The sequence below is a fragment of the Methylocystis rosea SV97 genome (genome assembly GCF_000372845.1).
Classification (GTDB): domain Bacteria; phylum Pseudomonadota; class Alphaproteobacteria; order Rhizobiales; family Beijerinckiaceae; genus Methylocystis; species Methylocystis rosea.
The window spans coordinates 2870527-2892204 of record NZ_KB889963.1 but is presented as its reverse complement, the minus strand read 5'-3'; the positions used below and the strand labels follow the sequence as shown (position 1 = coordinate 2892204).

At 63.7% G+C, this 21678-nt stretch carries 24 protein-coding genes; 6 read left to right on the top strand and 18 right to left on the bottom strand.

From position 1 onward, the window contains the following. Window positions 1-4 precede the first annotated feature (4 nt). Genes A3OO_RS0115315 through A3OO_RS21765 form a run of 3 tightly spaced genes read left to right on the top strand, consistent with a single transcriptional unit; the run spans window position 5 to window position 2320 of the window. Window positions 5-928, top strand: a complete 924-nt coding sequence (locus A3OO_RS0115315) for a TIGR04222 domain-containing membrane protein (protein ID WP_018408717.1) — start codon at window positions 5-7, stop codon at window positions 926-928. Continuing rightward, entirely contained in the window at window positions 909-1751 is an 843-nt protein-coding gene (locus A3OO_RS0115310; protein WP_018408716.1) for an MbnB/TglH/ChrH family RiPP precursor modification enzyme, read from the top strand. The genes A3OO_RS0115315 and A3OO_RS0115310 overlap by 20 nt, the downstream gene beginning before the upstream one ends. Then, window positions 1742-2320 (top strand): SCO6045 C-terminal-like domain-containing protein, encoded by a 579-nt coding sequence (locus A3OO_RS21765; RefSeq protein WP_018408715.1) that lies wholly within the window; start codon window positions 1742-1744, stop codon window positions 2318-2320. The genes A3OO_RS0115310 and A3OO_RS21765 overlap by 10 nt, the downstream gene beginning before the upstream one ends. Here A3OO_RS21765 and A3OO_RS0115300 read toward each other — a convergent pair. Further along, window positions 2317-2721, bottom strand: a complete 405-nt coding sequence (locus A3OO_RS0115300) for a flagellar export protein FliJ (RefSeq protein WP_018408714.1) — start codon at window positions 2719-2721, stop codon at window positions 2317-2319. The genes A3OO_RS21765 and A3OO_RS0115300 overlap by 4 nt on opposite strands. Before the next feature lie 177 nt (window positions 2722-2898). Between A3OO_RS0115300 and A3OO_RS0115295 the strand changes: the two genes are divergently transcribed. After that, window positions 2899-3369: a cupin domain-containing protein gene (locus A3OO_RS0115295; RefSeq protein WP_018408713.1), complete on the top strand. Its 471-nt coding sequence runs from the start codon at window positions 2899-2901 to the stop codon at window positions 3367-3369. A gap of 1 nt (window position 3370) precedes the next feature. Here the strand turns inward: A3OO_RS0115295 and pqqE are convergent, their stop codons facing one another. Genes pqqE through pqqB form a run of 3 tightly spaced genes read right to left on the bottom strand, consistent with a single transcriptional unit; the run spans window position 3371 to window position 6532 of the window. Then, on the bottom strand, window positions 3371-4843 hold the full coding sequence (pqqE, locus tag A3OO_RS0115290; RefSeq protein WP_018408712.1) for a pyrroloquinoline quinone biosynthesis protein PqqE: 1473 nt from the start codon (window positions 4841-4843) through the stop codon (window positions 3371-3373). Then, entirely contained in the window at window positions 4836-5606 is a 771-nt protein-coding gene (gene pqqC, locus A3OO_RS0115285) for a pyrroloquinoline-quinone synthase PqqC (protein ID WP_018408711.1), read from the bottom strand. Before pqqC ends, pqqE begins: the two co-directional genes overlap by 8 nt. Next, complete coding sequence (gene pqqB / locus A3OO_RS0115280; RefSeq protein WP_026223027.1) at window positions 5603-6532, bottom strand: pyrroloquinoline quinone biosynthesis protein PqqB; 930 nt, start codon at window positions 6530-6532, stop codon at window positions 5603-5605. Before pqqB ends, pqqC begins: the two co-directional genes overlap by 4 nt. A 273-nt stretch (window positions 6533-6805) precedes the next feature. Between pqqB and A3OO_RS0115275 the strand changes: the two genes are divergently transcribed. Together A3OO_RS0115275 and A3OO_RS0115270 are read left to right on the top strand one after the other, a co-directional pair. Continuing rightward, window positions 6806-7969, top strand: a complete 1164-nt coding sequence (locus tag A3OO_RS0115275; RefSeq protein ID WP_245257172.1) for an alpha/beta hydrolase — start codon at window positions 6806-6808, stop codon at window positions 7967-7969. Window positions 7970-8030: 61 nt separating this feature from the next. Next, window positions 8031-8249 (top strand): AbrB/MazE/SpoVT family DNA-binding domain-containing protein, encoded by a 219-nt coding sequence (locus A3OO_RS0115270; protein WP_018408707.1) that lies wholly within the window; start codon window positions 8031-8033, stop codon window positions 8247-8249. Between the two features lie 22 nt (window positions 8250-8271). On the opposite strand, the gene pssA is transcribed toward A3OO_RS0115270, so the two are convergent. The 14 genes from pssA to A3OO_RS0115200 form a co-directional block, all read right to left on the bottom strand. Next, the gene (pssA, locus tag A3OO_RS0115265) at window positions 8272-9114 is read right to left on the bottom strand and encodes a CDP-diacylglycerol--serine O-phosphatidyltransferase (protein WP_018408706.1); all 843 of its coding nucleotides are present in this window, start codon (window positions 9112-9114) and stop codon (window positions 8272-8274) included. Window positions 9115-9121: 7 nt separating this feature from the next. Then, entirely contained in the window at window positions 9122-9871 is a 750-nt protein-coding gene (locus tag A3OO_RS0115260) for a phosphatidylserine decarboxylase (RefSeq protein ID WP_018408705.1), read from the bottom strand. 36 nt (window positions 9872-9907) lie between these two features. Then, window positions 9908-11110 carry a molybdopterin molybdotransferase MoeA gene (locus tag A3OO_RS0115255; RefSeq protein ID WP_018408704.1) on the bottom strand — a complete coding sequence of 401 codons (1203 nt, stop codon included), beginning with the start codon at window positions 11108-11110 and terminating at the stop codon, window positions 9908-9910. 8 nt (window positions 11111-11118) lie between these two features. Continuing rightward, window positions 11119-11304, bottom strand: coding sequence for a hypothetical protein (locus A3OO_RS0115250; RefSeq protein ID WP_018408703.1), 186 nt, complete (start codon window positions 11302-11304; stop codon window positions 11119-11121). After that, window positions 11301-12227, bottom strand: coding sequence for a hypothetical protein (locus A3OO_RS0115245; protein ID WP_018408702.1), 927 nt, complete (start codon window positions 12225-12227; stop codon window positions 11301-11303). Before A3OO_RS0115245 ends, A3OO_RS0115250 begins: the two co-directional genes overlap by 4 nt. Before the next feature lie 69 nt (window positions 12228-12296). Continuing rightward, a complete protein-coding gene (gene moaC, locus A3OO_RS0115240; RefSeq protein ID WP_018408701.1) occupies window positions 12297-12776 on the bottom strand; it encodes a cyclic pyranopterin monophosphate synthase MoaC in 480 nt (159 codons plus the stop codon). A 1-nt stretch (window position 12777) separates the two neighbouring features. Next, window positions 12778-13617: an indole-3-glycerol phosphate synthase TrpC gene (gene trpC / locus A3OO_RS0115235; protein WP_018408700.1), complete on the bottom strand. Its 840-nt coding sequence runs from the start codon at window positions 13615-13617 to the stop codon at window positions 12778-12780. 123 nt (window positions 13618-13740) lie between these two features. Continuing rightward, entirely contained in the window at window positions 13741-14763 is a 1023-nt protein-coding gene (gene trpD / locus A3OO_RS0115230; RefSeq protein WP_018408699.1) for an anthranilate phosphoribosyltransferase, read from the bottom strand. 70 nt (window positions 14764-14833) lie between these two features. Further along, window positions 14834-15448, bottom strand: a complete 615-nt coding sequence (locus tag A3OO_RS0115225) for an anthranilate synthase component II (RefSeq protein WP_018408698.1) — start codon at window positions 15446-15448, stop codon at window positions 14834-14836. Window positions 15449-15507: 59 nt separating this feature from the next. Continuing rightward, window positions 15508-16620: a site-2 protease family protein gene (locus A3OO_RS0115220; RefSeq protein WP_018408697.1), complete on the bottom strand. Its 1113-nt coding sequence runs from the start codon at window positions 16618-16620 to the stop codon at window positions 15508-15510. A gap of 185 nt (window positions 16621-16805) precedes the next feature. Further along, window positions 16806-17312: a transcriptional regulator LdtR gene (gene ldtR, locus A3OO_RS0115215; protein ID WP_109026472.1), complete on the bottom strand. Its 507-nt coding sequence runs from the start codon at window positions 17310-17312 to the stop codon at window positions 16806-16808. Between the two features lie 200 nt (window positions 17313-17512). Further along, window positions 17513-18019: a DUF6163 family protein gene (locus tag A3OO_RS0115210; RefSeq protein ID WP_018408695.1), complete on the bottom strand. Its 507-nt coding sequence runs from the start codon at window positions 18017-18019 to the stop codon at window positions 17513-17515. 49 nt (window positions 18020-18068) lie between these two features. After that, window positions 18069-19598, bottom strand: a complete 1530-nt coding sequence (trpE, locus tag A3OO_RS0115205) for an anthranilate synthase component I (protein ID WP_018408694.1) — start codon at window positions 19596-19598, stop codon at window positions 18069-18071. After that, window positions 19595-21502 (bottom strand): peptidylprolyl isomerase, encoded by a 1908-nt coding sequence (locus A3OO_RS0115200; protein WP_018408693.1) that lies wholly within the window; start codon window positions 21500-21502, stop codon window positions 19595-19597. The genes trpE and A3OO_RS0115200 overlap by 4 nt, the downstream gene beginning before the upstream one ends. Window positions 21503-21678 lie beyond the last annotated feature (176 nt).

Here is a 21678-nt window from a genome sequence, read left to right as displayed (position 1 = left end):
TGGCGTGCAGAATATTGCGATCCTTAATCTTCCCGGGCCAGAATTCCTCAACGTCTTCGGCCTCGTCGTCATCCTCGTGCTGGCGACCACTTACCTTTGCATTCGGCTCGCGGATCGCACCGATCCCCGCCCGCCGCCGCCCGTGCCGCAGAGCCCCGACGCGATGGAGGTCGCCTTCCTGCAGGGCGGCGTCAATCAGGTCATCCGAACGCTGATCTATGATCTTGCGCAGCGGGGCTTCGTCGTCCTCGCCGCGGAGGATCACGTGATTCCTGCAGACAAGCAGCCGGAGCCGGGCGAACTCAACGCCATGGAGATGCGCCTGCTCGAAGCCGTGCAGGCGAAGCCGAAGGCGCATGCGCTGTTCGAAGATCGCCGCTTGCGGCGCTGGCTGCTGGAACAGCTCGCGCCGCTGCGCGCCAAGCTCGCCGCGGAGGAGTTGATCAAGCCCAAGTCCGTGAAGGTCTGGCGCCGGCGCGCGCAGATCGGCGGAACGCTGATCATCGTCGGGCTGGCGCTTGCCAAGATCTATGTCGAATGGACGGCGGGCGCCGTGAATGTCGCCTATCTGGTCTTTCTCGCAGCTGCGTCGGTCGCGTCGCTTTTTGCGCTTGCCTATGTGCTGACCAGAACCCACGCGAGCCGTCGCGGCCACGCCTATCTTGACGCGATGCGGCTTGCCTATGGCGGCCGTCTGAAGGAGGCCGTCGGTCACATCGGATCGCCCGGACCCGAAGCGCGCGCGTTCCACGGCGCCGCGTTGTTTCTCATCGGGCTCTATGGATTCGCGCCGCTCAAGGGCACGACGGAGGCGATGTTCGCCGAAGCCTTCAGTCGCGGCTCCGGAAGCGATGGCTCCGATTGCGGAACAAGCTGCGGCGGCAGTTGCGGCGACGGCGGAGCGAGCGATGGTGGCGTCCGCGATTGACGCGCCGGCCCTCGGGTCCGGACTTGGCTATCGTCCGCAGTTTCGCGCCGATCTCTTCACCCGACGGGATGATGTCGATTTTATCGAAATCATCGCTGATCATTATCTCGACGCATCGAAAGAAAAGCTCGCTGAACTCGAGCTTTTAGGAGCGCATTTTCCACTCGTCGCGCATGGTCTCGATCTCTCGATCGGAAGCGCGGACGGCGTCGACTCATGCTATTTCGATAAAGTCGCCGCACTGATCGAACGCATCGATCCGCCCTGGTGGAGCGAACATCTTTGCTTCACGCGCGCCGGCGGAATCAGCATCGGGCATCTTGCGTCGCTGCCCTTTACGCAGGAAGCGATCGACGTCGTCGCGCGCAATGTCGAAATGGTGCGCAGGCGCATCAAGACGCCGCTGATTTTGGAAAACATCACTTGCGTGGTGCGCATTCCAGGCGGCGAAATGGACGAGCCTGAATTTTTGTGGCGCACGCTCGAAGCGACCGGATGCGGTTGGCTGTGCGACGTCGCCAACATGCATGTGAATGTAACGAATTTCGGCGCCGATCTCGAACGCGACTTCGAGCGCTGGCCATGGGACAGGCTCGTGCAAATCCACTACGCCGGCGGACGCGAGCGAGACGGCCTGTTGATCGACAGCCATGACGCCGCGACAAGCGACGCGGTTTGGCGGCTCTATGAGCGCGTGATCGCCCGCGCGCCGGTCAAGGCCGTCATTCTTGAGCGCGACGAGAAAATGCCGCCGTTCGGCGAACTCATCGATGAAGTGGCGCGCGCGCGACGCGCGCTCGTGGAGAACGGGCGATGGCGTTAGCGCAGACGCAGGCGCTGCTCGCGCGCCTGTTAACCGACGATGATCTGCGGCGGGAATTCTTCGAAGCGCCGATCGCCGTGGCGATGCGTTTCGGCTTGAGCATGCATGACACGCAGCGCCTCGCCGGAATCGACAGGCGCGAAACGGAAGTCTTTGCTCAGAGCCTGATCGGCAAACGCGCGCTTTATGCGCGCAGGGCGCTGCCGCTCACAGCGCGTGCATTGGGCGATCGATTCGATGCGCTTTTCCGTCAGGCGATCCACGGCGCTGCGCGAGATGCAGCAAATCGCTCGGACGCTGTGGCGCTGATTGCATTTCTCGATACGCGTGTCGCAAAGTGCGAATTGGAGCCGCGCTGGGTCGCCGACCTCGCGCGTTTCGAATTAGCCTTCATCGATGCCGGGCGTTCCGGCGCGACGCTTTTTTTCCGAGCGTTTGATTTCGATGTCGCATCGGTCGCCCACGCTCTCGCCAAAGGCGAAGAGATCAGCGCCGTTCGCCGAAAAACGTTTGGCGTTTGGGTGCGCGCGCCTCGAGGCAGCCTGCGCTGGCGGCTATTTCAGCCTTAAACCCTGCGCAAAACTTCCGGCATTTCGGCGTGACGCCGCTCGGCGACGACATCGACCATGCGCTCGGCGCCGCGATCCCGCGCCTCCTGGCTTTGCGCCTTGGCGAAGTCTTCGCTGGCCTCTTTGAACTGCGCTTCGGCTTCTTCGAGTTGGCCGCGCAGTTCCGCGATCGACGCAAGGATGTTGTCGCGTCGGGTGCGCGCCGCCCGCGCATAAGTCGGATAGGCGAAATGATTGGGGTCGTCGATGTTTGCGCGCCGCTCTTCCTGACCAATTTCCCGGTCGAGCTCATTGGCCATGCGCGTGAATTCGCCGATCATTGCATTCAATTGGACGACGCGCCGGCGTTTTTCCTCGGCCTGGAACCGTTTGAGACGGACAAGCGTATCCCGCGACTTCATGCGACAAGCTCCATTACGCAACTTATGCGAAACAAATCCTTAACTCCGCGAGACAAGGCTCAATATGCCCTGTGGAAGTTGCTCGTTTGTTACCGAAATCGAATTTTTGAATTCTTCGCCGCTCTGTGTCTTCGGCGCACTATCTCAAGCCAGGGGCGCGCGTTGGAGGCGCAAGCTATGCGAAATCTCATTGCCATCGTTGCGAGCGCGGCCATAAGCCTCGCAGCCTCGACTGCCCTCGCGGAGGCTCCAGGCCCCGTCTTTTCGCAAGACAAACTCGAATGGAAGGCGGGTCCGCCGGAATTGCCGCGCGGCGCGGAAGTCGCGATGCTGTTCGGCGATCCTGCGGGAGGCGGACCTTACATCCTGCGCGTGCGAGCGCCGAAGGGTTATAAAATTGGACCTCATAAGCACAACGGGATGGAAACGATGACGGTGTTGTCGGGGGTCGTCCGTTACGGTCAGGGAGCCAAGGTCGATCCAAACGCCGAGAAGACGCTTGCCGCCGGCAGCTTTGCGGCGACGCCCGCGGAAGCGGGCCATTGGGTCAATTTCGAAGACGACACGGTGATACAAGTGACCGGCGTCGGCCCTTGGAACATCACCTATCTTGATCCGCGCGACGACCCTCGCGCGGCGCAGCGTTAAATCACGCCGGCTCCTTGGCGCGCGCCGTTGACGCCGCGGCGCCGCCATAGCGTCGGTAGATAAAGTCCGGGGCCGAGACGTGCGATTCGACTTCCGCGTAAGCGGCAAAGCGCGCATGGTCCGGCGAGAGGTGGCAGGCGGGGTCAGTCGCCGCGGCGTCGCCCGCGATCGCGAACGCCTGACAGCGGCACCCGCCGAAATCGATTTCGCGGCGCTCGCAAGAACGGCAGGGCTCCTTCATCCAATCCGTGCCGCGGAAAGCATTGAAGGCTGCGCCGTTTCGCCAGATGTCGCCAAGCGGCCTCTCGCGCACATTGTCGAAGGTGAGTCCCGGCAAGGTCTGCGCGGCGTGGCAGGGCAGGGTTTTGCCGGATGGCGTCACCGCTATGATCGATCGGCCCCAGCCGCCGGTGCAGGCCTTCGGCCGCGTCGCGTAATGATCGTGGATCACAAAATCGAAATTGAGCACGCCGGCGAGACGCTTCTTCGCCTCGTCGACGATGCCGACCGTTTCCATAAAGGCTTCGCGCGTCGGGATGAGCGCGGCGCGGTTCATCTGCGCCCAGGCGTAATATTGAATATGCGCGATCTCGATGCGCTGCGCATCGACCTCGACGGCGAAATCGATGATCTGCGGCAGATGCGCAATGTTCTGCCGGTGCATCGGCGCATTGATCGTCAACCCCATGCCGAATTCGCGCGTCCATCGCGCGACGTCGCGCTTCTTGGCGACGCCGCCCTGATAGCCCGAGATTCGGTCGGCGCTCTCGGGAACGACATCCTGAATGGAGACCTGCACATGATCGAGGCCGATCTCGGCGAGACGCTGCAACCGCTCGCGCGTCAGCATAACGGCGGAGGTGACGAGATTGGTGTAGAGCCCCGCGTCGACCGCCTGTGCGAGTATCTCTTCAAGATCGCGTCGCACGGTGGGTTCGCCGCCGGAAAGATGCAGCTGCAACGCGCCGATCGACGCCGCCTGACGGAAGGTCTCGCCCCATTCATCGGCGGTGAGTTCCGTATTCGAGCGCTCGAGCTCAAGCGGATTGGAGCAGTACGGACATTGCAGCGGGCAGCGATGGGTAAGCTCGGCGAGCAGCCCCGCGGGTCCGCCCGCGAATGGCGTGATCGACGCGGCGAAGGCGGATGGCGGCGGCGCCGCAAATTTGTCGGTTCCGTCGCGCAGCAGCCGCTTGTCGGCGAGCCCCTGCAGCAGTGCGGTAACGTCACGCGTGATGATGTCGAGGGGCGCGGAATATTGCTGCGCGAGGCGCGCGCACAGATCGGCGAGGCGTGTTGCGCCGTCGATCGCGCGCAGAACGATCAGCCCAATCGGATCGAGTTCATAGGCGCGCTCGGGCGCGAGAATAACCGTTCGGGATCGCGCGCGGTCTTCATGCATCCGGGCGTAGCGCGTGAAGGCCGGACGCGCGTCCGGGCCGATCACGAACCGTGCGGCATGCGCCTCAGACATTTGCTTCTCCTGGCCGCCATGCGCCGGGCGCGATCGGCCCGGGCGTGACGTAGGCGTGATGTAATGCGTCAAGCTGCGCCCACAAGACGTCGCATTTGAACCGCACGGCGCCGACGCAGGCTTCCTGTTCGGCGCGGGTTTTGGCGTTATCGAGCACATAGCTGAGCGCAAATTCGGAATCGCGCGGCGCCTGGGTCAGCCGGCGCTTGAAATAGGCCATCACCTGGTCGTCGACGAAGTCGTAACTTTCAAGCATTCCAACGATGCGTTCGCGATGGATCGACGGCGCGAAGAGTTCGGTCAGCGAAGACGCGACCGCAACGACGAGCGGCTGCTCGACGACAAAGCGCACATAGGCTTCGACGGCGAATTTTGTCGCGGGCAGCGCGCCGCGCCGAGAGGTCACGTAATCGCGCGAGAAGCCGAGCGCGTCCGTCAGCACCAGCCAGCGCTCGATGCCGCCGCCTTCTTCGCCGAGGCCGTCATGATCATGGATGCGATGTATCCACTCGCGGCGCAGCTCGCGATCATGGACGCGGCTCATGAAAGCGGCGTCCTTACGCGGCACCGCTTCCTGGTAGCAGTAGCGGTTCAGCGCCCAAGCGGCGACCTGATCCTTGTTGAGCTTGCCGCCGTGCAGCAGCTTATGAAACTCGTGCTTGTCGTGATAGCGCTCGGCGCCAACCGCACGGATCGCAGCTTCGAATTCGTCGCGGGCAAGGGGCGCGACGCCGCGCCAATCAATGGCTACGATCTCATTCACAGGTCGACCTCCATGCCATCCTCGCCGATTTCCCAGCCGGCCGCTTGGGCAGTCGCATATGCGTCCGAGAATTCGTTGAGCAGAGGATTGGAATTGTTGATGTGCACATAGATTTTGCGGTTCACGTCGAGTGGCGCGAACGCGGCGATGGAGCCGTCGGCGCCGCTGACATTGATATGGCCCATGCGCGAGCCGGTCTTGCCGAGCAGGCCTTGCTCGATCATCTCGTTTTCGTGGAAAAGCGTGCCATCGAAGAAGACAAGCTTGGCGCCCCGAAGCCGGCCGGCCAGGTCCGCGTCGACTTTGGCGCATCCCGGAATGTAAAAGAACGAGTCGCCAGTTTCGGCTTCGATGATTTCCAGCCCCAGCGTGTCGCCGGCGCTTGTTCCGAAGTTCGGCGCATTGGCGTTTTCGAGGTAGAGCGCGATCTTGCCCGGAACGGGGAAGGCGCGGATCGCGAGACCTAGATCAATGCCCGCTCCGGTGACAGGCACGGCTCCTTCTATGCGCAGCTCAATGCGGGGCACGAGTTGCGTCTGCAGGATCGTGAAAATCGGATTGGCGCCGAGCGCATCGAGAACGCGTCCTGCGGCGTAGAGGCTGAACGGCTGCGCTTCTCGCATGTTGAGAAGACCGGCGACGTGATCCACGTCGCCATTTGTCAGCGCCACCGCCTTGATCGGGCTCGCGCGCAAACCGTCGTCGGGGCCCGGAGCAAGCTCGGGCGTGGCGGCGATTTGCTCGCGCAGATCAGGCGAGGCGTTGAGCAGCAGCCAGTCGGCGCCATTGGCGCTCACCGCCAATGAGGACTGTGTGCGCGGCAAAAAACCGGGCGCGCCGGCGCGGACTGCCCGGCAATTCGCGCAGTTGCAATTCCATTGCGGGAAGCCGCCGCCGGCGCCCGACCCCAAGATTCTGATCCGCATTGGCTTTTCGACATAGCGGGCGCGCCGCCACGTCGGATCTCCCTGAATGTTATTTTCTTGGCACTATGCGCAGGCGACCCACATTCGCGCAAGTGCGACCGATTTGCGCGGGCTTCATGAAATGTCGAGATTTTTTCCCTACTGCGGCGGGCGTCTCGCCCCGCTTTGGTCGCTTTCTTTCGTCAGAAACGACGGTGGAGAGGCGAAGCGCCTCAGTCGAAGCGCGCCGCTGCGGATTCAGTTCCGAGCAGGCGCTGGATCGAGCCAATCAATTTGCGCACTCATGGAAAAGAAACGCTGACGCGCTTATGCGCGCTCTTGATCGCGGCGTCGCTTGGCGGCTGCGTGTCGGACGGCATGCGCATGGTCGACAGCCACGTCGGCAACGCCGTTTCTCTTGTCTCTGGAGCCCAGGGGGAGCCGTCGGACGTCGCCATTTTCGTCGCTTCGACGCGGCGTTCCGAAGGCGCGACAGACGACGGCCGCGCGCATTTTTCACTGACGTCGATTGGCGTCCCGCTCAACCATCGCGCTGGAAGCCTCGAGCGTCCAAGCTTCGGCGGCGCCGATCGGCGTCGGCATTTTACAGTGCTGTCGAAGCGCAACATGGATGAGCGCGAGTTCTACGGCGAAGTCGCCTCCCACGTCTCGGGTCGCATCGGCAATTCGCGCGACGTGCTGCTTTACGTGCACGGCTTCAACACCGGTGTCGAGGAGGCGCGCTTTCGGCTGGCGCAGATTGTCGCCGACGGACGTTTCTCCGGCGTTCCCGCGCTCTTTACCTGGAATTCCCGAGGCGGGCTGTTCAACTATGAGTCCGACAAGGAGGCGGCGACAGTCTCACGCGACGCGCTTGAGAAGTTCGTCGTCGAACTGTCGCGCACGCCGGGCGTCGGCCGCATTCATGTGCTCGCACATTCGATGGGCGCGTGGCTGACGATGGAGACGCTACGCGGCGTGGCGCAGTCCGGCCATCCGGATCTCGATGGCAAACTTGGCGAAGTCATGCTGGCCGCGCCCGACATCGATCTCAATGTTTTCCGCCAACAGGTCGCGCGCGTCGATCCTCGGCATGTGTCGATCTTCGTCGCCAACAATGATCGCGCGCTGTCGCTCGCGTCGCGCATCGCCGGCGACCGGCCGCGCCTCGGCGCGATGAATCCCACCAATCCTGAAGACAAGTCGGAGCTCGATCGATTGGGCGTCGCCGTGCACGATATTTCGTCGTTCTCGACGGACTTCGTCGGCCACGGCGCCTTCGCCGAAGCGCCCGACGTGGTGCGAAAGATCGGCGCGCAGCTGACAGCCCCGCGCCCTGGCGAGGCCGAGACGCAAGCGGTGATTGACGCGAGCGGCGGAACCGCCCCCGCCGGGCCGCCGCCGCTCAATCAGAAAGTCGAGGTCCAGCCCCTGGCGCCGCTCGCCGCCGCTCGATGAGCTTGATTTCGAACGGCCTATGTCAATTTCTGGCTCGATGAACGATCGACGATGGTCACGTATGAAAAACTCCGACGCCGCCACTCTCTCTGCGAAATTTCAGATCTCGATCCCAAAAGTGGTTTACGAGGCGTACAAATGGCAGCCCGGCCAGGAGTTCGCTTTCATCTCCAAAGGATCTGGCGTGCTGCTCGTTCCCGTGCCTGAGCGCGATCAACTGGCAGAAATCGCGAAGGAGGCAAAGGCGGAAAATTATCGTGATCGCAAAGATCGCTTTTGACGCCAGCGCTTATTGCTTACGGTCACGCCTCTTTCAGCGCCGCCGCTTTTTCCGCTTCCGCTTTCGCGAGCTTGTTGTAGCGCCTCACGCTAAGCGGAATAGCGGCGAGGAACGCGACGCTCAGCACGGCGAGCAGCTCCATCGGATAGATCGCCAGCAGTAGCGCCGTCACGCCCACGCCGAAAAGCACCGGAATGACGAGGTCGCGCGGTATTCGCCCGATGCGCTTGCCGGAGAAATGCGGAATGCGGCTCGCCATCAGGAAGGCGATGCCGAGCACATAGACGATGTAAAACGGCGTCATCGCCTTGGACGCCGGCAGCTCCAAGACGGAGAAATGCAGATAGAGCGGCAGCAACACCGTCACGGCGCCCGCGGGCGCCGGCATGCCGACGAAGAATTCGGCGTGCCAGGCGGGCTTCGTCGGATCGTCCATCGTCACATTGAAGCGGGCGAGCCGTAGTGCGCCGGCGATGGCGAAGACGAGCACGGCGAACCAGCCGAGGCCTTTGATCTCGTGCAGCGTCCACAGATACAGCAGCAGGCCAGGCGCGACGCCGAAATCGACGAAATCCGACAGCGAGTCGAGCTCCGCCCCGAAGCGCGACGTGCCTTTGATGGCGCGCGCCAGGCGGCCGTCCAGCCCGTCGAGCACCGCCGCGGCCATCACCGCCGTCACGGCCGTTTCAAATCGTCCTTCGATTCCATAGCGGATCGCCGTCAGCCCCATACACAGGGCGAGCAGCGTCACGAGATTGGGAAGAACGATGCGCAACGGAATGTTGCGAAATCGCAGCCGACGCTGTTCGGAGGGCGTCAGGGTTCCTTCTTGCGAATCGCGCCCGGAGAAGAAGGGATCGGCCATGACTTGTTCAACCCGCCTTGAATGACAGCGCAGGGGCGCCGGCGGTCATGTCAGCGAGGATCGTCTCGCCGGCGATGGCCCGGGACCCGATAGCCACCATGGGCCGTGCCGATGACGGCATATAGACGTCGACGCGCGAGCCAAAACGAATGAGGCCAAAACGGTCGCCGACGCCGATCTGCTCGCCTTCCTTGACGAATCCGACGATGCGCCGCGCGACGAGTCCTGCGATCTGCACGACCCCAAAGCGGCCCGACGGCGCTTCGATGACCATGCCGCTGCGTTCATTGTCGTCGCTGGCCTTGTCGAGGTCGGCGTTGAGGAACAGGCCCGGCTTATAAGCGATTCTCGAGATGCGGCCGGTGATCGGCGCACGGTTCACATGCACGTCAAAGACGCTCATGAACACGGAGATGCGCTGCATCGGCTCGGCTCCCAGGCCGAGTTCGGCCGGCGGCAGAAAGAAGCCGACCGCGCTGACGACGCCGTCCGCGGGCGAGATGACGAGCCCTTCGCGCAGCGGCGTCACCCGCGGCGGATTGCGGAAGAAATAAGCGCACCAGGCGGTGGCGATGAAGCCCATCCAGCCGAGCGTTGGCGACAGCCAATCCAGCAGGAAGGAGACGGCGGCGAAACCGGCGATGAAGACGTAGCCTTCCGGATGGATCGGGACGAGCGACTTACGGACGGAATCGATGATCGACATGCGGGCCTGCTTTCGTGGCGGGCTGATCAGCGCGCGCGTTTCCTTTGCCATGTTGCGGCGCCAAAGTCACGGATCCGCGGCGTCGGATCATGGCAGCCGAAGGATGCGGCAGGGGTCGCCCTTCGCCAGGGGCGGCGCGCCTGGCTCGCGGATCAGCAGCGCCTGCGATTGCGCCAGCTCGGTGAGCAGCGACGAGTCCTGCAGCGGCTGCGGCGTTGCGACGAGGCGGCCATTTTCGTCCAGGGCGAGCCGCGCGCGCATATAGTCGCGCCGCCCCTTATTGGCGGGAAGGTCGGCGCCAGTGATCGCCGTCTCGGTCCGATCGGCGCCGGCGTCTGGATCGCCCTGCAGCGCGCGCAGGAGCGGCGCGAGAAAGACCAGCGCGCAAATGAAGGACGCGACCGGATTGCCGGGAAGGCCGAGGATGCGCGCGTCGCCCAGCGCGCCATGGATCAGGGGCTTGCCCGGCCGCATCGCGATTTTCCAGAAGTCGAGCGACATCCCTTGGCGCGCCAGCGCTGGACGCAGCAGATCATGGTCGCCGACCGACGCGCCGCCGAGCGTCACCAGAACGTCGGCGCGCGCCTCGCGGGCGAGGCCGATGCCGCGTTCGAGTTCCGCGAGATCGTCGCGAAAGATGCCGAGGTCGACGACTTCGGCGCCGGCGTCTTCGGCGATGGCGGCGACCGCGAGATTGTTGCAGGAGATGATCTGGGAGGGGCCGGGCTCGGCGCCCGGCGGGACAAGTTCGTCGCCCGAAGCGATGATCGCCACGCGCGGCCGCCGCGCGACTGGAACTGCAGCGTGATTCATCGCCGCGGCGAGCGCGAGTTCGGACGGGCCGAGGCGCACGCCGGCGAAGAGCGCGACCGCGCCTTCGCGAAAGTCGAGGCCAGCTCCGCGAATATGCGGACCGGGCGGCGCGCCTGCCGTCAACGCGCCGTCGGCGACGACAGCGTCTTCTTGAAGCAATATCGCGTCGGCGCCCTCCGGGACTGGCGCGCCGGTGAAGATGCGGACGGCTTCGCCCGCCTGCAACGCCGCGCCATAGCCGTGGCCTGCGGCGCTTTCCCCGACGATGCGCAGCGGCCCGGCGGCGAGGTCAGCCGCGCGCAGCGCAAAGCCGTCCATGGCCGACACGGCGACCGGCGGCTGGTTGCGGCGGGCGACAAGGTCGGCGGCCAGCGTGCGGCCGCGCGCCCGCGCCAGCGGAGACAGTTCTTCGCCAAGCCGTGAAGCCCCAGCGAGCACCCGCGCAAGGGCGTCCGAAACGGAAAGAAGCTTATCCACGCGAAAACCTATCCCCGGTTCGCGACGCGGCGATAGATGAACGCCGCGAGGCTTTCGGCCGCAAGTGCGACGAGCACGATGACTGTCGCGAGGGCCGCGTCAATATCGACGCCGGGATAAGCGAAGGAAAAAGTTACGCCAAGAGCGATGGCCAGCAAAAAAACGGCGACGATCCGAGGGAGGGATAATTTCATTTGGGCGCTTCCCCGTCGCTCTTCTTGGCCTCGGCGAAGTGCGTAATGTCAGCGACCGCCGCGCTTACAGGCTGAACCCAGTCCGCCGCAGTCAAAAGAATATTTGCGACCTGCAGACTGAAATCGGCGAGTCGCGCGCCGTCCGAGAAGTCGGGGCGTTTCACCTGAGCGGCGTAGGCGGCGACGAACAGCGGAAAGGCGCGCGGACGCACATTCGTGAGATCGAGGAAGAGGAAAGGCGGCGGCAAAGGTGAAAGATCGCTGATCTTTGTCGCGTAGGTGAGGAGATAGGGGCCGCCGGAAAGATCGTTCTCGCAAAGCTGCGCAACCGCCGGCGCCGGCTTGTCGCACAAATGAAACAGCAGGCGCTGCGCCATGGCGAAATCATAGTTTTTGGTCAGGAAAGTTTTGACCACGGATTTTTCGACATCGGCAGGGAACGCGGCTTGGCCGCGCGAGCGCGCCTTAGTCGGTAGGTAGAGAATGTTGATCCGCTCCTTTGGCGACGCGACATCCGACGCCGCGGGAAAGCGGCCGATGAGCTCTCGGAGGAAGGCGACGGCGCGGTCGTTGGGCCGGGGCAGGATGACATAGGAATAGAGGCCGTAGCCTGCCGTCTCCGCGCCAGGAGCATAAAGATAGTCATAGGCCGTGCCCAGAATGCTCGGCCTCGTGACAGAGCCGCCGCCGCCGCTTGGCTCTGAAGGACCTGCAGCTTTCGGCGGACTGTAGGACGGAGGGGCGCGACGGTAGGCGCGCGGCGCATAACGGCCAAAGCCGGAGTGAGGTCTGTAGGCATACCCCATGCAGCGCTGAAAGCAGGCCGCGTCCTCGCCGCACTGGCGCCGACATTCGTTCGCCCGATCGGCGAGCGCTGGCGCGCTCAATAACAGCAGCGCAACGGCGAAAACGAAAGGCCGCATGACAGGCGCCTCCACCAATCATCAAATATATCGATCGTTACGATATAGAGCCTTGCCGCCGCAGTCGAACTATTCGCCGCGTCGCCAGTCGCCGGACTTGCCGCCCCGCTTTTCAATGAGTTCCACGCCTTCGATGCGCATGCCGCGATCGGCGGCCTTCAGCATGTCATAAATCGTCAGACAGGCGATTGAGACGGCCGTCAGCGCCTCCATCTCGACGCCGGTCCTGCCAGTGACCGACGCTTCGGCGAGGACGCGCAGGCCCGGCAACGACTCGTCGGCCGTGATCTCGACCGAGATGCTCGACAAGGGAAGCGGATGGCACAGCGGAATGAGGTCGCTCGTCTTCTTGGCCGCCATGATCCCCGCAACGCGGGCGACGCCGAACACATCGCCTTTCTTGGCCTGACCTTCGACGGCAAGACGCAGAGTTTCGCGCGCCATCACCACATGGCCGCGGGCAAGCGCCACGCGCGACGTCTCGGCTTTCGCCGACACGTCGACCATATGCGCTTCGCCTGACGCGCCGATGTGAGTCAGCGCGCTCATGTCATGCGCCGGCGGGGGACTTATGCGCGCCGGAGTTGTGATTGGCCGTTGCGCCTTGCAGGAGTTCGCGCGTAGCCGCTTCGACGTCGTGCTTGCGCATCAGGCTTTCGCCGACGAGAAAGGTGAAGATGTGCGATTTTTCGAGGCGCACGCAGTCATCATGCGTCGTGATTCCGCTTTCGGCGACAATGATCTTGTCGCGCGGAATCTTCTCGGCGAGCCTCTCGCTGACTTCGAGCGACACTTTGAAGTCGTGCAGATCGCGATTGTTCACGCCGATCAGACGCGTCTCCAGCGCCAGCGCGCGATCAAGCTCGCTCTCGTCATGCACTTCGACGAGCACGTCCATGCGCAGATCATGCGCGGCCGTGTTCAGCGCCTTCGCTTCGTCATCGTCGACGGCGGCCATGATGATGAGAATGCAATCGGCGCCGTAAGCCCGCGCCTCATAGACCTGATAGGGATCGAACATGAAATCCTTGCGCAGCGCCGGCAGATGGGTCGCCTTTCGCGCGGCTTCAAGGTCTTCGAGTCTGCCTTTGAACGAGGGCGTGTCGGTCAGCACTGAAAGACAGGCCGCGCCGCCGGCTTCATAGGCGCGCGCCAATTTCGGCGGATCGAAGTCTGGGCGAATGATTCCCTTGGACGGGCTCGCCTTCTTGATCTCGGCGATGAGCGCGATGCGACGCTCGTTCAGTTTCTGCTCGATCGCATGGACAAAGCCGCGCGGCGGATCATGATCGCGCACGTTGCGCTCGAGCGTCGCGAACGGCATGCGCACCTTTGCCTCGGAAATCTCGGTGCGCTTATAAGCTTCAATTTTTTTTAGAATGTCGGTCATTTTCTCGCCTACGGCGGGCGGGCCGCGACCGCCATCGCTCGAATTCGTTCCGCCGACAGCCGGCTGCTCATGAATAGCCGATAAATGGGCGCAATCCTATCCCGATCGAAGGGCGAAGGCCGATCAGGCGTCTCGAGTGGAGCAGCGGATCAGGGCGTCGAGCTTATCCCGCGCCGCGCCGCAATCGAGCGCCGTCTCAGCGAGCGCCGCGCCTTCGCGCACATTTGCGGCGCGCCCGGCGACGACCAGCGCCACGCCGGCGTTGAGGACCGCAATGTCGCGGTACGCGTTCTTCGCGCCCTCCAGAACGGCGCGCAGGGCTTTTGCGTTATGCGCCGCGTCGCCGCCGACAAGCGCCTGGATCGTCGCGCGGGGCAATCCGGCCTCCTCCGGCGAGAGGTCAAAGCTGCGGATCTCGCCGTCTTCGAGCGCGACGACATGGGTGACGGCCGTCGTCGTCGCTTCATCGAGCCCGTCGCCGCCATGCAGCAGCCAGACGCGCTTTGCGCCGAGTTCGCGAAGCGCATGCGCCAAAGGTTCGAGCCAGTCGCGGGAGAAGACTCCGATCATCTGCCGCTCGACCCGCGCGGGGTTACACAAAGGGCCAAGCAAATTGAAGATCGTGCGCACGCCCAGCTCGCTTCTCACCGGCGCGGCATGGCGCATGGCCGGGTGGTGCGTCGTCGCGGCCATGAAGCAGATTCCGGCATCTTGAAGCGATGCGGCGGCGGCGGCTGGTGAAATGCCGACCTTGACGCCGAGTTCACCAAGAACGTCGGAGGAACCCGACAGCGACGTGGCCGCCTTGCCGCCATGTTTGGCGACGATCGCGCCGGCCGCTGCGGCGATGATCGCGGCCAGAGTGGAAATATTGTAAGTGCCGGCGCCGTCGCCGCCTGTCCCGACGATGTCGATCGCGCCGGCCGGCGCTTCGACGGGGGTCATCGCGGCGCGCATCGCCTCCGCAGCCCCGATGATCTCGTCAATCGTCTCGCCGCGCAGCCGCAGACCCATGAGAAAGGCCCCAAGCTGCGCCGGCGTGGCGTCGCCACGAAAAATTAGAGAAAACGCCGCTTTCGCCTCGTCGCGGGCAAGGGGCGCGCCGGAGACCAGCGCGGCGATGTAGGATTTGAAATCCTCGCTCACTGTCGTTCAGCGCCGTTGCGCAAGGCCAGGGCCGCCGGCCGACGGGCGCAGGCGACCTTCGAAGCGGCCCTCACGCCGCCTTCTCACGCCGCCGCGGGCCTTCGTTCCATTCCCGCGCGAGATCGAGGAAATTTTGTAAAATCTTGTGGCCGTGCTGCGAGGTGATGCTCTCGGGATGGAACTGCACGCCATGCGTCGGCAGCGTCTTATGCGACAGCGCCATGATGAGTCCATCAGGCGTCTCGGCGGTCACCCGCAGGCAGTCGGGAAGGGTGTCGCGGCTGACGATCAGCGAATGATAGCGCGTCGCCTGGAACGGCCCCTCGATGCCGCGAAACACGGCGTCGCCGTGGTGGAGAATGGTGGCCATCTTGCCGTGGATCGGCAGCGGCGCCCGAATGACGTCGCCGCCAAAAACCTCGCCGATCGACTGATGGCCGAGGCAGACGCCGAAAATCGGCACCGTCTCGGCGGCGGCTGAGATCAGCTCCATGCAGATACCCGCCTCATGCGGCGTGCAGGGGCCGGGCGACAGGACGATCGCGTCGGGTCCGCCAGCCAGCACTTCCGCGACCGAAACGGCGTCGTTGCGGTGGACCGTGACGTTCGCGCCCAGCTGGCCGAAATAGTGAACCAGGTTGAAAGTGAAGCTGTCGTAGTTGTCGATAAGCGTGACGTTGGACATTGGGCTGCTGTCCAGCCTCCTGGCGCGAGTTTAACAGTGCAATAGGCCGGGCGGCGGGCTTAAGCAACCGTCGGACGGCGATCGTCTCGCGGCGAGAAGCGCCAGTCCGGCCGAACATCTTTGATCATCATGATCTCAGCCAGCGACTGGCGGGTCAGAAGACCCAAGAACCGACCCTCCTCGTCGGTTACGCCGACCGCCTCTCCGCTCGTGAGCATGGGCAGGGCGGCGTCGATGTTCTCGCGACCATCAATCGTCGCGGGCTCCTGGCGAACGAAGGGCGCGATCGGCGCGCCGGGTTCGGCAGCCCGCAACGCTTCGATGATGTTGGCGCGCGACAGGAAGCCGCTGAGCCGGCGCGAGGCGTCGACGACCGGGAATTCGTCCTGAGACGTGGCCAGTAGGATATCAACCGCTTCGCGCACGCTTGAGCTGCGTTCGATCACGGCGATGCGCGTCTCCATGGCGTCGGCGGCTTTCAGGCCACGCGCCGCCTCGGACATCGACGTCATCTGCGCTTCGCCCGCCGCCGCGATATAGACGAAAATCGCGATGAACAGCAGCAGCGGATTTCCGAACAGCCCCAGAAAACCGAGCAGGAAAGCGAAGCCCTGACCGATCTGCGCGGCGATGCGCGTCGCGCGGCCCTTGCCAATCCAGATCGACAGAGCCGCCCGCAGCACGCGGCCGCCATCCATCGGAAAGGCCGGGATCAAGTTGAACGCCGCAAGAAAGATATTCACGGCCGCCAGACGTTTTAATAGATTGACGGACGGGTCGCTGATCTGGATCCCGTCGGACACATCGACGGCGCCCAGAAACAGGATCAGCAAAGCCGCGATGACGAGATTGACCGCCGGACCCGCCAGCGCGATCAGCAGCTCCTGGCGGGGCTTGTCTGGCATTTTTTCCATGTCGGCCACGCCGCCGATCGGCAGCAGCGTGATCACCGGCGAGACGATGCCATAGCGCCGCGCCATCAAAATGTGGCCGAACTCGTGCAACACGACGCAGAAAAAGATCGCGACGATGAACAGGAGGCTGTCGCGCGCTGCGACCGCGCCGCCGCGCTGGTAGGCCGCAAAGCCGATCCAGCCCAAGAGCAGCAGGAACGTGACGTGAATGCGCACGGCGGTTCCCATGAAGGAGCCGATCGTGAGGGACCAACGCATTTGAGCTCCTGCGATCGTGGTTAACAGCCGGTAAGATAGGACTGAGCGGCGGCTTGCGCTAGAGCGGTTCCCTGGAACCCGCTCCAAGCGCGGGGATGCACGAAAAACGCCGGCGAAGCGGCCCTGGGGCGCTTGCCGGCGATAGAGAGACGACGGTTGAGAGACGAGAAGAAAGCGAGATCGCGTCAGAGGCGATAGCGGACCTGATCGGTCCAGAAGCGCTCCAGCCGTGAAAGCGACGTATTGAGGGTGCGAAACTCGTCGCAGGAAACGCCGCCGATCTGCTCGACCGTCAGCGCGTGCTTCTCATAAAGCTGTGCGACGATATCGTGAATTTGCTTGCCCTTCGGAGTCAGGCTGATGCGCACCGAACGGCGATCAAGGCGCGAGCGCGCATGATGCATATAGCCCATGTCGACGAGCTTCTTGACGTTATATGAAACATTGGAGCCGAGGTAATAGCCGCGCGTGCGCAATTCGCTCGCGGTCAACTCCTTGTCGCCGATGTTGTAAAGCAGCAGCGCCTGCACGGAATTGACGTCGCCAAGATCCCGGCGGTCGAATTCGTCCTTGATGACGTCGAGCAAACGGCGGTGAAGGCGTTCGACGAGCGTGAGCGCTTCGAGATAAACCGGTCGGATCTCGCTGGCGCGATCCTCGCGGGCAGGGGCTGTCTTGGTCATGGCGCTCATCGTCTTCTCCATCAGGGCGGATGCATCGCGCATCTCTTGATCGGCGTTCGATGAGATCAAATTAGATCGGCGCAGGTGAAAGGCGGTTTAAACAACAGCCTGAATCGCGCGTTTACCCCGATAGGGGCTGTTTGCGGTGAATGAGAGATGAACTTAAACGTTCGATTTACGCTAATGATTCCTCTAACAAACCTTGCGCATTAGGAAGCCTTTGGCGGTTTCCTGTCGAATTTGCGGCGACGGCGGCGTTCGCGCATGTGCTGCGCCTCGATATCGCGTCCGGCCTCGAAGGTCAGCCCGAAATACATGGCGATCAGCACGGCGTTGACGCCGATCAGCCAATAACCGCCGGTGAAGAATCCCGGCATGCTGAGCGTAAGAAAAATCTGCGCGCTTGCAACGAGAAGCCACAGCACGCCGCCCCAGGGCGTCGCCAGCCACAGGCCGACGCCGGCCATGAGATCGAGCACGGCGAAGAAAATAACGGCGGAGGCTGCGCTCTGCGGCATGGTTTCAAAGATCGAGCGTTCGGCAGCGAGAATGATCCGCCACTGCATCAAGCCTTGCACGAGCCAAAATAACGCGACAATGCGCATGAAGCGCGAGAGCAGCACGCCCCATTTTGCGGCGTCGCCGCCATTCGGTTCGCCGACGCGAATTGCGCGGTAGGGATCGTCGCCGTCGTCGTAGATCGTTGGGCCATCCATCAGATGCGCCGCCGCTTGTTTCGCTGTCCGTGCGCTTTGGCGGAAATGGCTACTGCCCCCGCCGCGCGCGCGTTGCGAAGCGAACCGCTTCCTCGGCGGCGCGGAAAAGCGCTTTCGCCTTGTTGACGCATTCGCGATGTTCATATTCCGGTTCGCTGTCGTAGACGACGCCGGCGCCTGCCTGCACATGCATCTTGCCGTCCTTCACGATCGCCGTGCGCAGCACGATGCAGGTGTCCATTTGGCCGCCGGCGCCGAAATAGCCGATGCAGCCGCCATAGATGCCGCGCTTGTCGGTCTCAAGCTCGTCAATGATCTCCATGGCGCGCACTTTCGGCGCGCCGGAGACGGTGCCGGCGGGAAACCCCGCGGCGAGCGCGTCGATGCAATCGTGGCGCGCATCGAGCTCGCCTTCAACATTGGAGACGATGTGCATCACGTGACTGTAGCGCTCGATCGTGAAACTGTCAGTGACGCGCACCGTGCCGGTCCTCGCGACGCGGCCGACGTCGTTGCGGCCGAGGTCGAGCAGCATGAGATGTTCGGCGCGCTCCTTTTCATCGGCGAGGAGATCCGCCGCCAGACGCTCGTCCTCCGCCTTCTCCTCGCTGCGCCAGCGCGTGCCGGCGATCGGGCGAATCGTCACCTTGGCGTCGGCGACGCGCACGAGGATCTCGGGACTCGAACAGACGATCTGGAATTCGCCGAAATCGAGAAAGCATAAAAAGGGCGCCGGATTCACGCGGCGCAATGCGCGATAGAGCGCAAAGGCGGGCAAAGCGAAAGGCGCGGTGAACCGCTGTGACAGCACGACCTGGAAGATGTCGCCGGCGCGGATATATTCCTTCGCGCGCTCGACCATCTCCAGAAAACGAGATGGCGGCGTATTCGAAACCGGCTCCTGAGCGAGGAGTTGCGCGTCGGTCCCGCCGTCGCGATGCTCCAGCGGCGCCTCCAGCGTTGCAACGACTCTGTCGAGGCGCGCGAGCGCCGCTTCATAGGCCGCTTTCGCCGCGACGCCGGCTTTTGGCCGAGCCGGCGTGACAATGGAGATTTCGTCGCGAACCGTGTCAAAGACGATCATGACCGTCGGACGCATGAAAAGCGCGTCAGGCGCGCCGATCCTGTCTTCCTTGGCCGGTCCGAGGCGCTCCATCTGGCGCACCATGTCATAGCCGAGGTAGCCGAAAACTCCCGCCGCCATCGGCGGCAGCCGCACGGCCTGCGGCACGGCGGATTCGGCGATGAGCTGACGCAAGGCGACGAGCGGCGCTCCCTCGCAAGGCGTGAAGACGCTCGCGTCGTCGAGCGCGGCGCGATTAATTTCCGCTCTGTCGCCGAGGACGCGAAAAATCACATCCGGGTCGAGGCCGATCATCGAGTAGCGGCCGCGGGCGGCGCCGCCTTCGACGGATTCGAGCAAAAAAGTAGCGCCGCGCCGATCGCGCGTGAGCTTGAGATAGGCGGAGACCGGCGTTTCGAGATCGGCGACCAACCGGGTCACGACCAGCTGCGGCCGATCAGCGTCGTATTCGGCGCCGAAGGCGTCGAAGTCGGGCTCGAACAGCGCGCCGCTCACTTGTCGCGTTCCGCTCCGGTCGCGGCTTCCAAGGCCTTCTGGTTGATATCGACGCCGAGCGCTTTCTCGAGGCCGCCGACATATTGCTCCAGCAGGTCGTTGTGAAATGCAGGCTTCAGCTGCTGGGCGATCGTCTTCGCTTCGATCGAACTCGGGTCGAAGACGGGAGTCGTCGAGTCGCGCACGAAAAACACCAGCCGCCCATTGTCGACGACGGCGGAGCCGGCGTTGCGCGGCGCGACATCGAAGAATCGAACGATGACGTTGGTGTTGAAGTCGGGCCGCGCTTCGCGCTTCACGTCATTGGCGCGTAGGGTCTGAACGCCCGCTTCCTTGGCGACGTCTTCGATTGACCGGCCCGCGTTCAGTTTGGCGACGATTTCATCGGCCTTGGCGGCGAGCGCCTTTTGCGCCGCGTCGCTGCGCATGGCGTCGACGACGGCCGCCTTCACCTCTTCGAATGTCTTCTGCCGCGCGGGCTCGATGCCGTTGACCTCGTACCAGACATAGCCGCCGTCACGCGTCGCGACGGTATCGTTATCGACGCCGATGTCCGATGCGAAGGCGGCCTTCACGAGGTCTGGACCGGAAGGAAGGCCGGCGATCGGCTTGCCGCTGCGGTCATTGCCTGCGTCGTCGACGCCGTCATAGACCTGCGTCTCCAGCCCCACGGCCTTTGCGGATTCGGCGAGAGTTTTGCCAGAGGCGCGCTGATCCTCGATGGCCTCATGGAGCCGGCGCACTTCAGGCATGGCGCCCTGCGCGGCGATTTCCGCGCGCAGTTCCGGCTCGGCCTGCTCGAAAGTCTTGTTGTAGACCGCCGGGGCGATGCTCCTGACCTGGGAGACGACGGCGCCGAAGGCGGTATGAACCGGCTCGGTGAGCCCCGGCCCGGGAAGCGCAAAAACCGCCGCTCCAACGTTGGGATCGCCGAAGTCGCGCTGCTCGACGAGGCCGAGGTTGACGTCCTTCGGATTGAGTTTGAGCTCGGCCGCCATCGCCTCGATGTCGGCGCCGGCTTTGAGCTTGGCGAGCGCAGCTTGGGCTTCCGTGTCGGTCTTGAACACGATCTGCCGCACGTCACGCTTTTCCGGCATGCCGTAGCGCTTCGATTTGACCTCGTCGTAAAGCTTGCGCACCTGCTCGGCAGGCACGCTCTCCGGCTTCCCGACCGTAGAAGGGCTGACGACCAGCGCCGTCAGCTTGCGGTATTCCTTGGCGCGGAAGGTCTGCTCGCGTTCGTCGAAGTATTTTTTCAGCTCTTCGTCGGATGGCGTCGCTGCGGCGCCGACCAGCGACGGCGGCAGAATGACGTAGTCGATCGTTCGCGATTCATTGCGGAAACGATAGATCGCCTCGACCATCAACTTGGGCGGCTCGACTCCGGCGACGGCGATGTCGGTAATCATCTTGCGCAGGTAAGCGTTCTTCTGATCCGCGACGAAACCCCGCTCGGTGAAGCCGGAGTCATTGGCGATCTGCTTGAAGCGCATGGCGTCGAATTTGCCGTCGGGCCCCTGAAACACCTTTTCAGACGCGAGCAGACGCTGGGTGGTCTCATCGCTTGCGGCGAGCCCGAGCTGCCGCGCCTTTTGGTCAAGCGCAACTTCCGTGACGAGGCGCTCGAGGATCTGGAGGTCCAGCCCCGCCTGATGCGCTTCTTCATTGGTGATCGCGCGCCGCATCCGCTGCTGAATGCGGCGGAGCTCATTTTGATACGCGCTGCGGTAGGTTTCGACCGTGACTTCGCCGCTGCCGACTCGGGCGAGCCGCTGGGCGGTCATGCCGCGAAACACGTCTCCGACCCCCCAGATCGAAAAACTGATGACGATGACGCCCATGACCAGCGCCATGATGGTGCGGCCGATCCAGTTCTGCGAGGCGACGCGCAGGCCTTCTAGCATGGGTATTGCTTCCTTGGGTGCGTTGGATCCGGCTTCCCGGTTTTGGCGGCGGACTATAGGGAGGGGGCGGGCGCGTGGCAATGCGCTCCGCACGGAACCGCCGACGCGTCGAAATGCGCTATTGCCCTGTGTTTCGAATGCCTGCAGTCTCCCCGACGAGAACCCCGCTGAACTGT

Coding starts and splice junctions, on each gene's coding strand:
- A3OO_RS0115250 (WP_018408703.1), bottom strand. CDS start 11,304: ATGAAATTATCCCTCCCTCGGATCGTCGCCGTTTTTTTGCTGGCCATC.
- pqqE (WP_018408712.1), bottom strand. CDS start 4,843: ATGTCTGAGGCGCATGCCGCACGGTTCGTGATCGGCCCGGACGCGCGT.
- A3OO_RS0115270 (WP_018408707.1), top strand. CDS start 8,031: ATGAAAAACTCCGACGCCGCCACTCTCTCTGCGAAATTTCAGATCTCG.
- A3OO_RS0115245 (WP_018408702.1), bottom strand. CDS start 12,227: ATGCGGCCTTTCGTTTTCGCCGTTGCGCTGCTGTTATTGAGCGCGCCA.
- pssA (WP_018408706.1), bottom strand. CDS start 9,114: ATGGCCGATCCCTTCTTCTCCGGGCGCGATTCGCAAGAAGGAACCCTG.
- ldtR (WP_109026472.1), bottom strand. CDS start 17,312: ATGAGCGCCATGACCAAGACAGCCCCTGCCCGCGAGGATCGCGCCAGC.
- moaC (WP_018408701.1), bottom strand. CDS start 12,776: ATGAGCGCGCTGACTCACATCGGCGCGTCAGGCGAAGCGCATATGGTC.
- trpC (WP_018408700.1), bottom strand. CDS start 13,617: ATGACCGACATTCTAAAAAAAATTGAAGCTTATAAGCGCACCGAGATT.
- A3OO_RS0115200 (WP_018408693.1), bottom strand. CDS start 21,502: ATGCTAGAAGGCCTGCGCGTCGCCTCGCAGAACTGGATCGGCCGCACC.
- A3OO_RS0115295 (WP_018408713.1), top strand. CDS start 2,899: ATGCGAAATCTCATTGCCATCGTTGCGAGCGCGGCCATAAGCCTCGCA.
- A3OO_RS0115260 (WP_018408705.1), bottom strand. CDS start 9,871: ATGGCAAAGGAAACGCGCGCGCTGATCAGCCCGCCACGAAAGCAGGCC.
- A3OO_RS0115220 (WP_018408697.1), bottom strand. CDS start 16,620: ATGCGTTGGTCCCTCACGATCGGCTCCTTCATGGGAACCGCCGTGCGC.
- A3OO_RS0115300 (WP_018408714.1), bottom strand. CDS start 2,721: ATGAAGTCGCGGGATACGCTTGTCCGTCTCAAACGGTTCCAGGCCGAG.
- A3OO_RS0115210 (WP_018408695.1), bottom strand. CDS start 18,019: ATGGATGGCCCAACGATCTACGACGACGGCGACGATCCCTACCGCGCA.
- A3OO_RS21765 (WP_018408715.1), top strand. CDS start 1,742: ATGGCGTTAGCGCAGACGCAGGCGCTGCTCGCGCGCCTGTTAACCGAC.
- A3OO_RS0115310 (WP_018408716.1), top strand. CDS start 909: ATGGTGGCGTCCGCGATTGACGCGCCGGCCCTCGGGTCCGGACTTGGC.
- A3OO_RS0115225 (WP_018408698.1), bottom strand. CDS start 15,448: ATGTCCAACGTCACGCTTATCGACAACTACGACAGCTTCACTTTCAAC.
- pqqB (WP_026223027.1), bottom strand. CDS start 6,532: ATGCGGATCAGAATCTTGGGGTCGGGCGCCGGCGGCGGCTTCCCGCAA.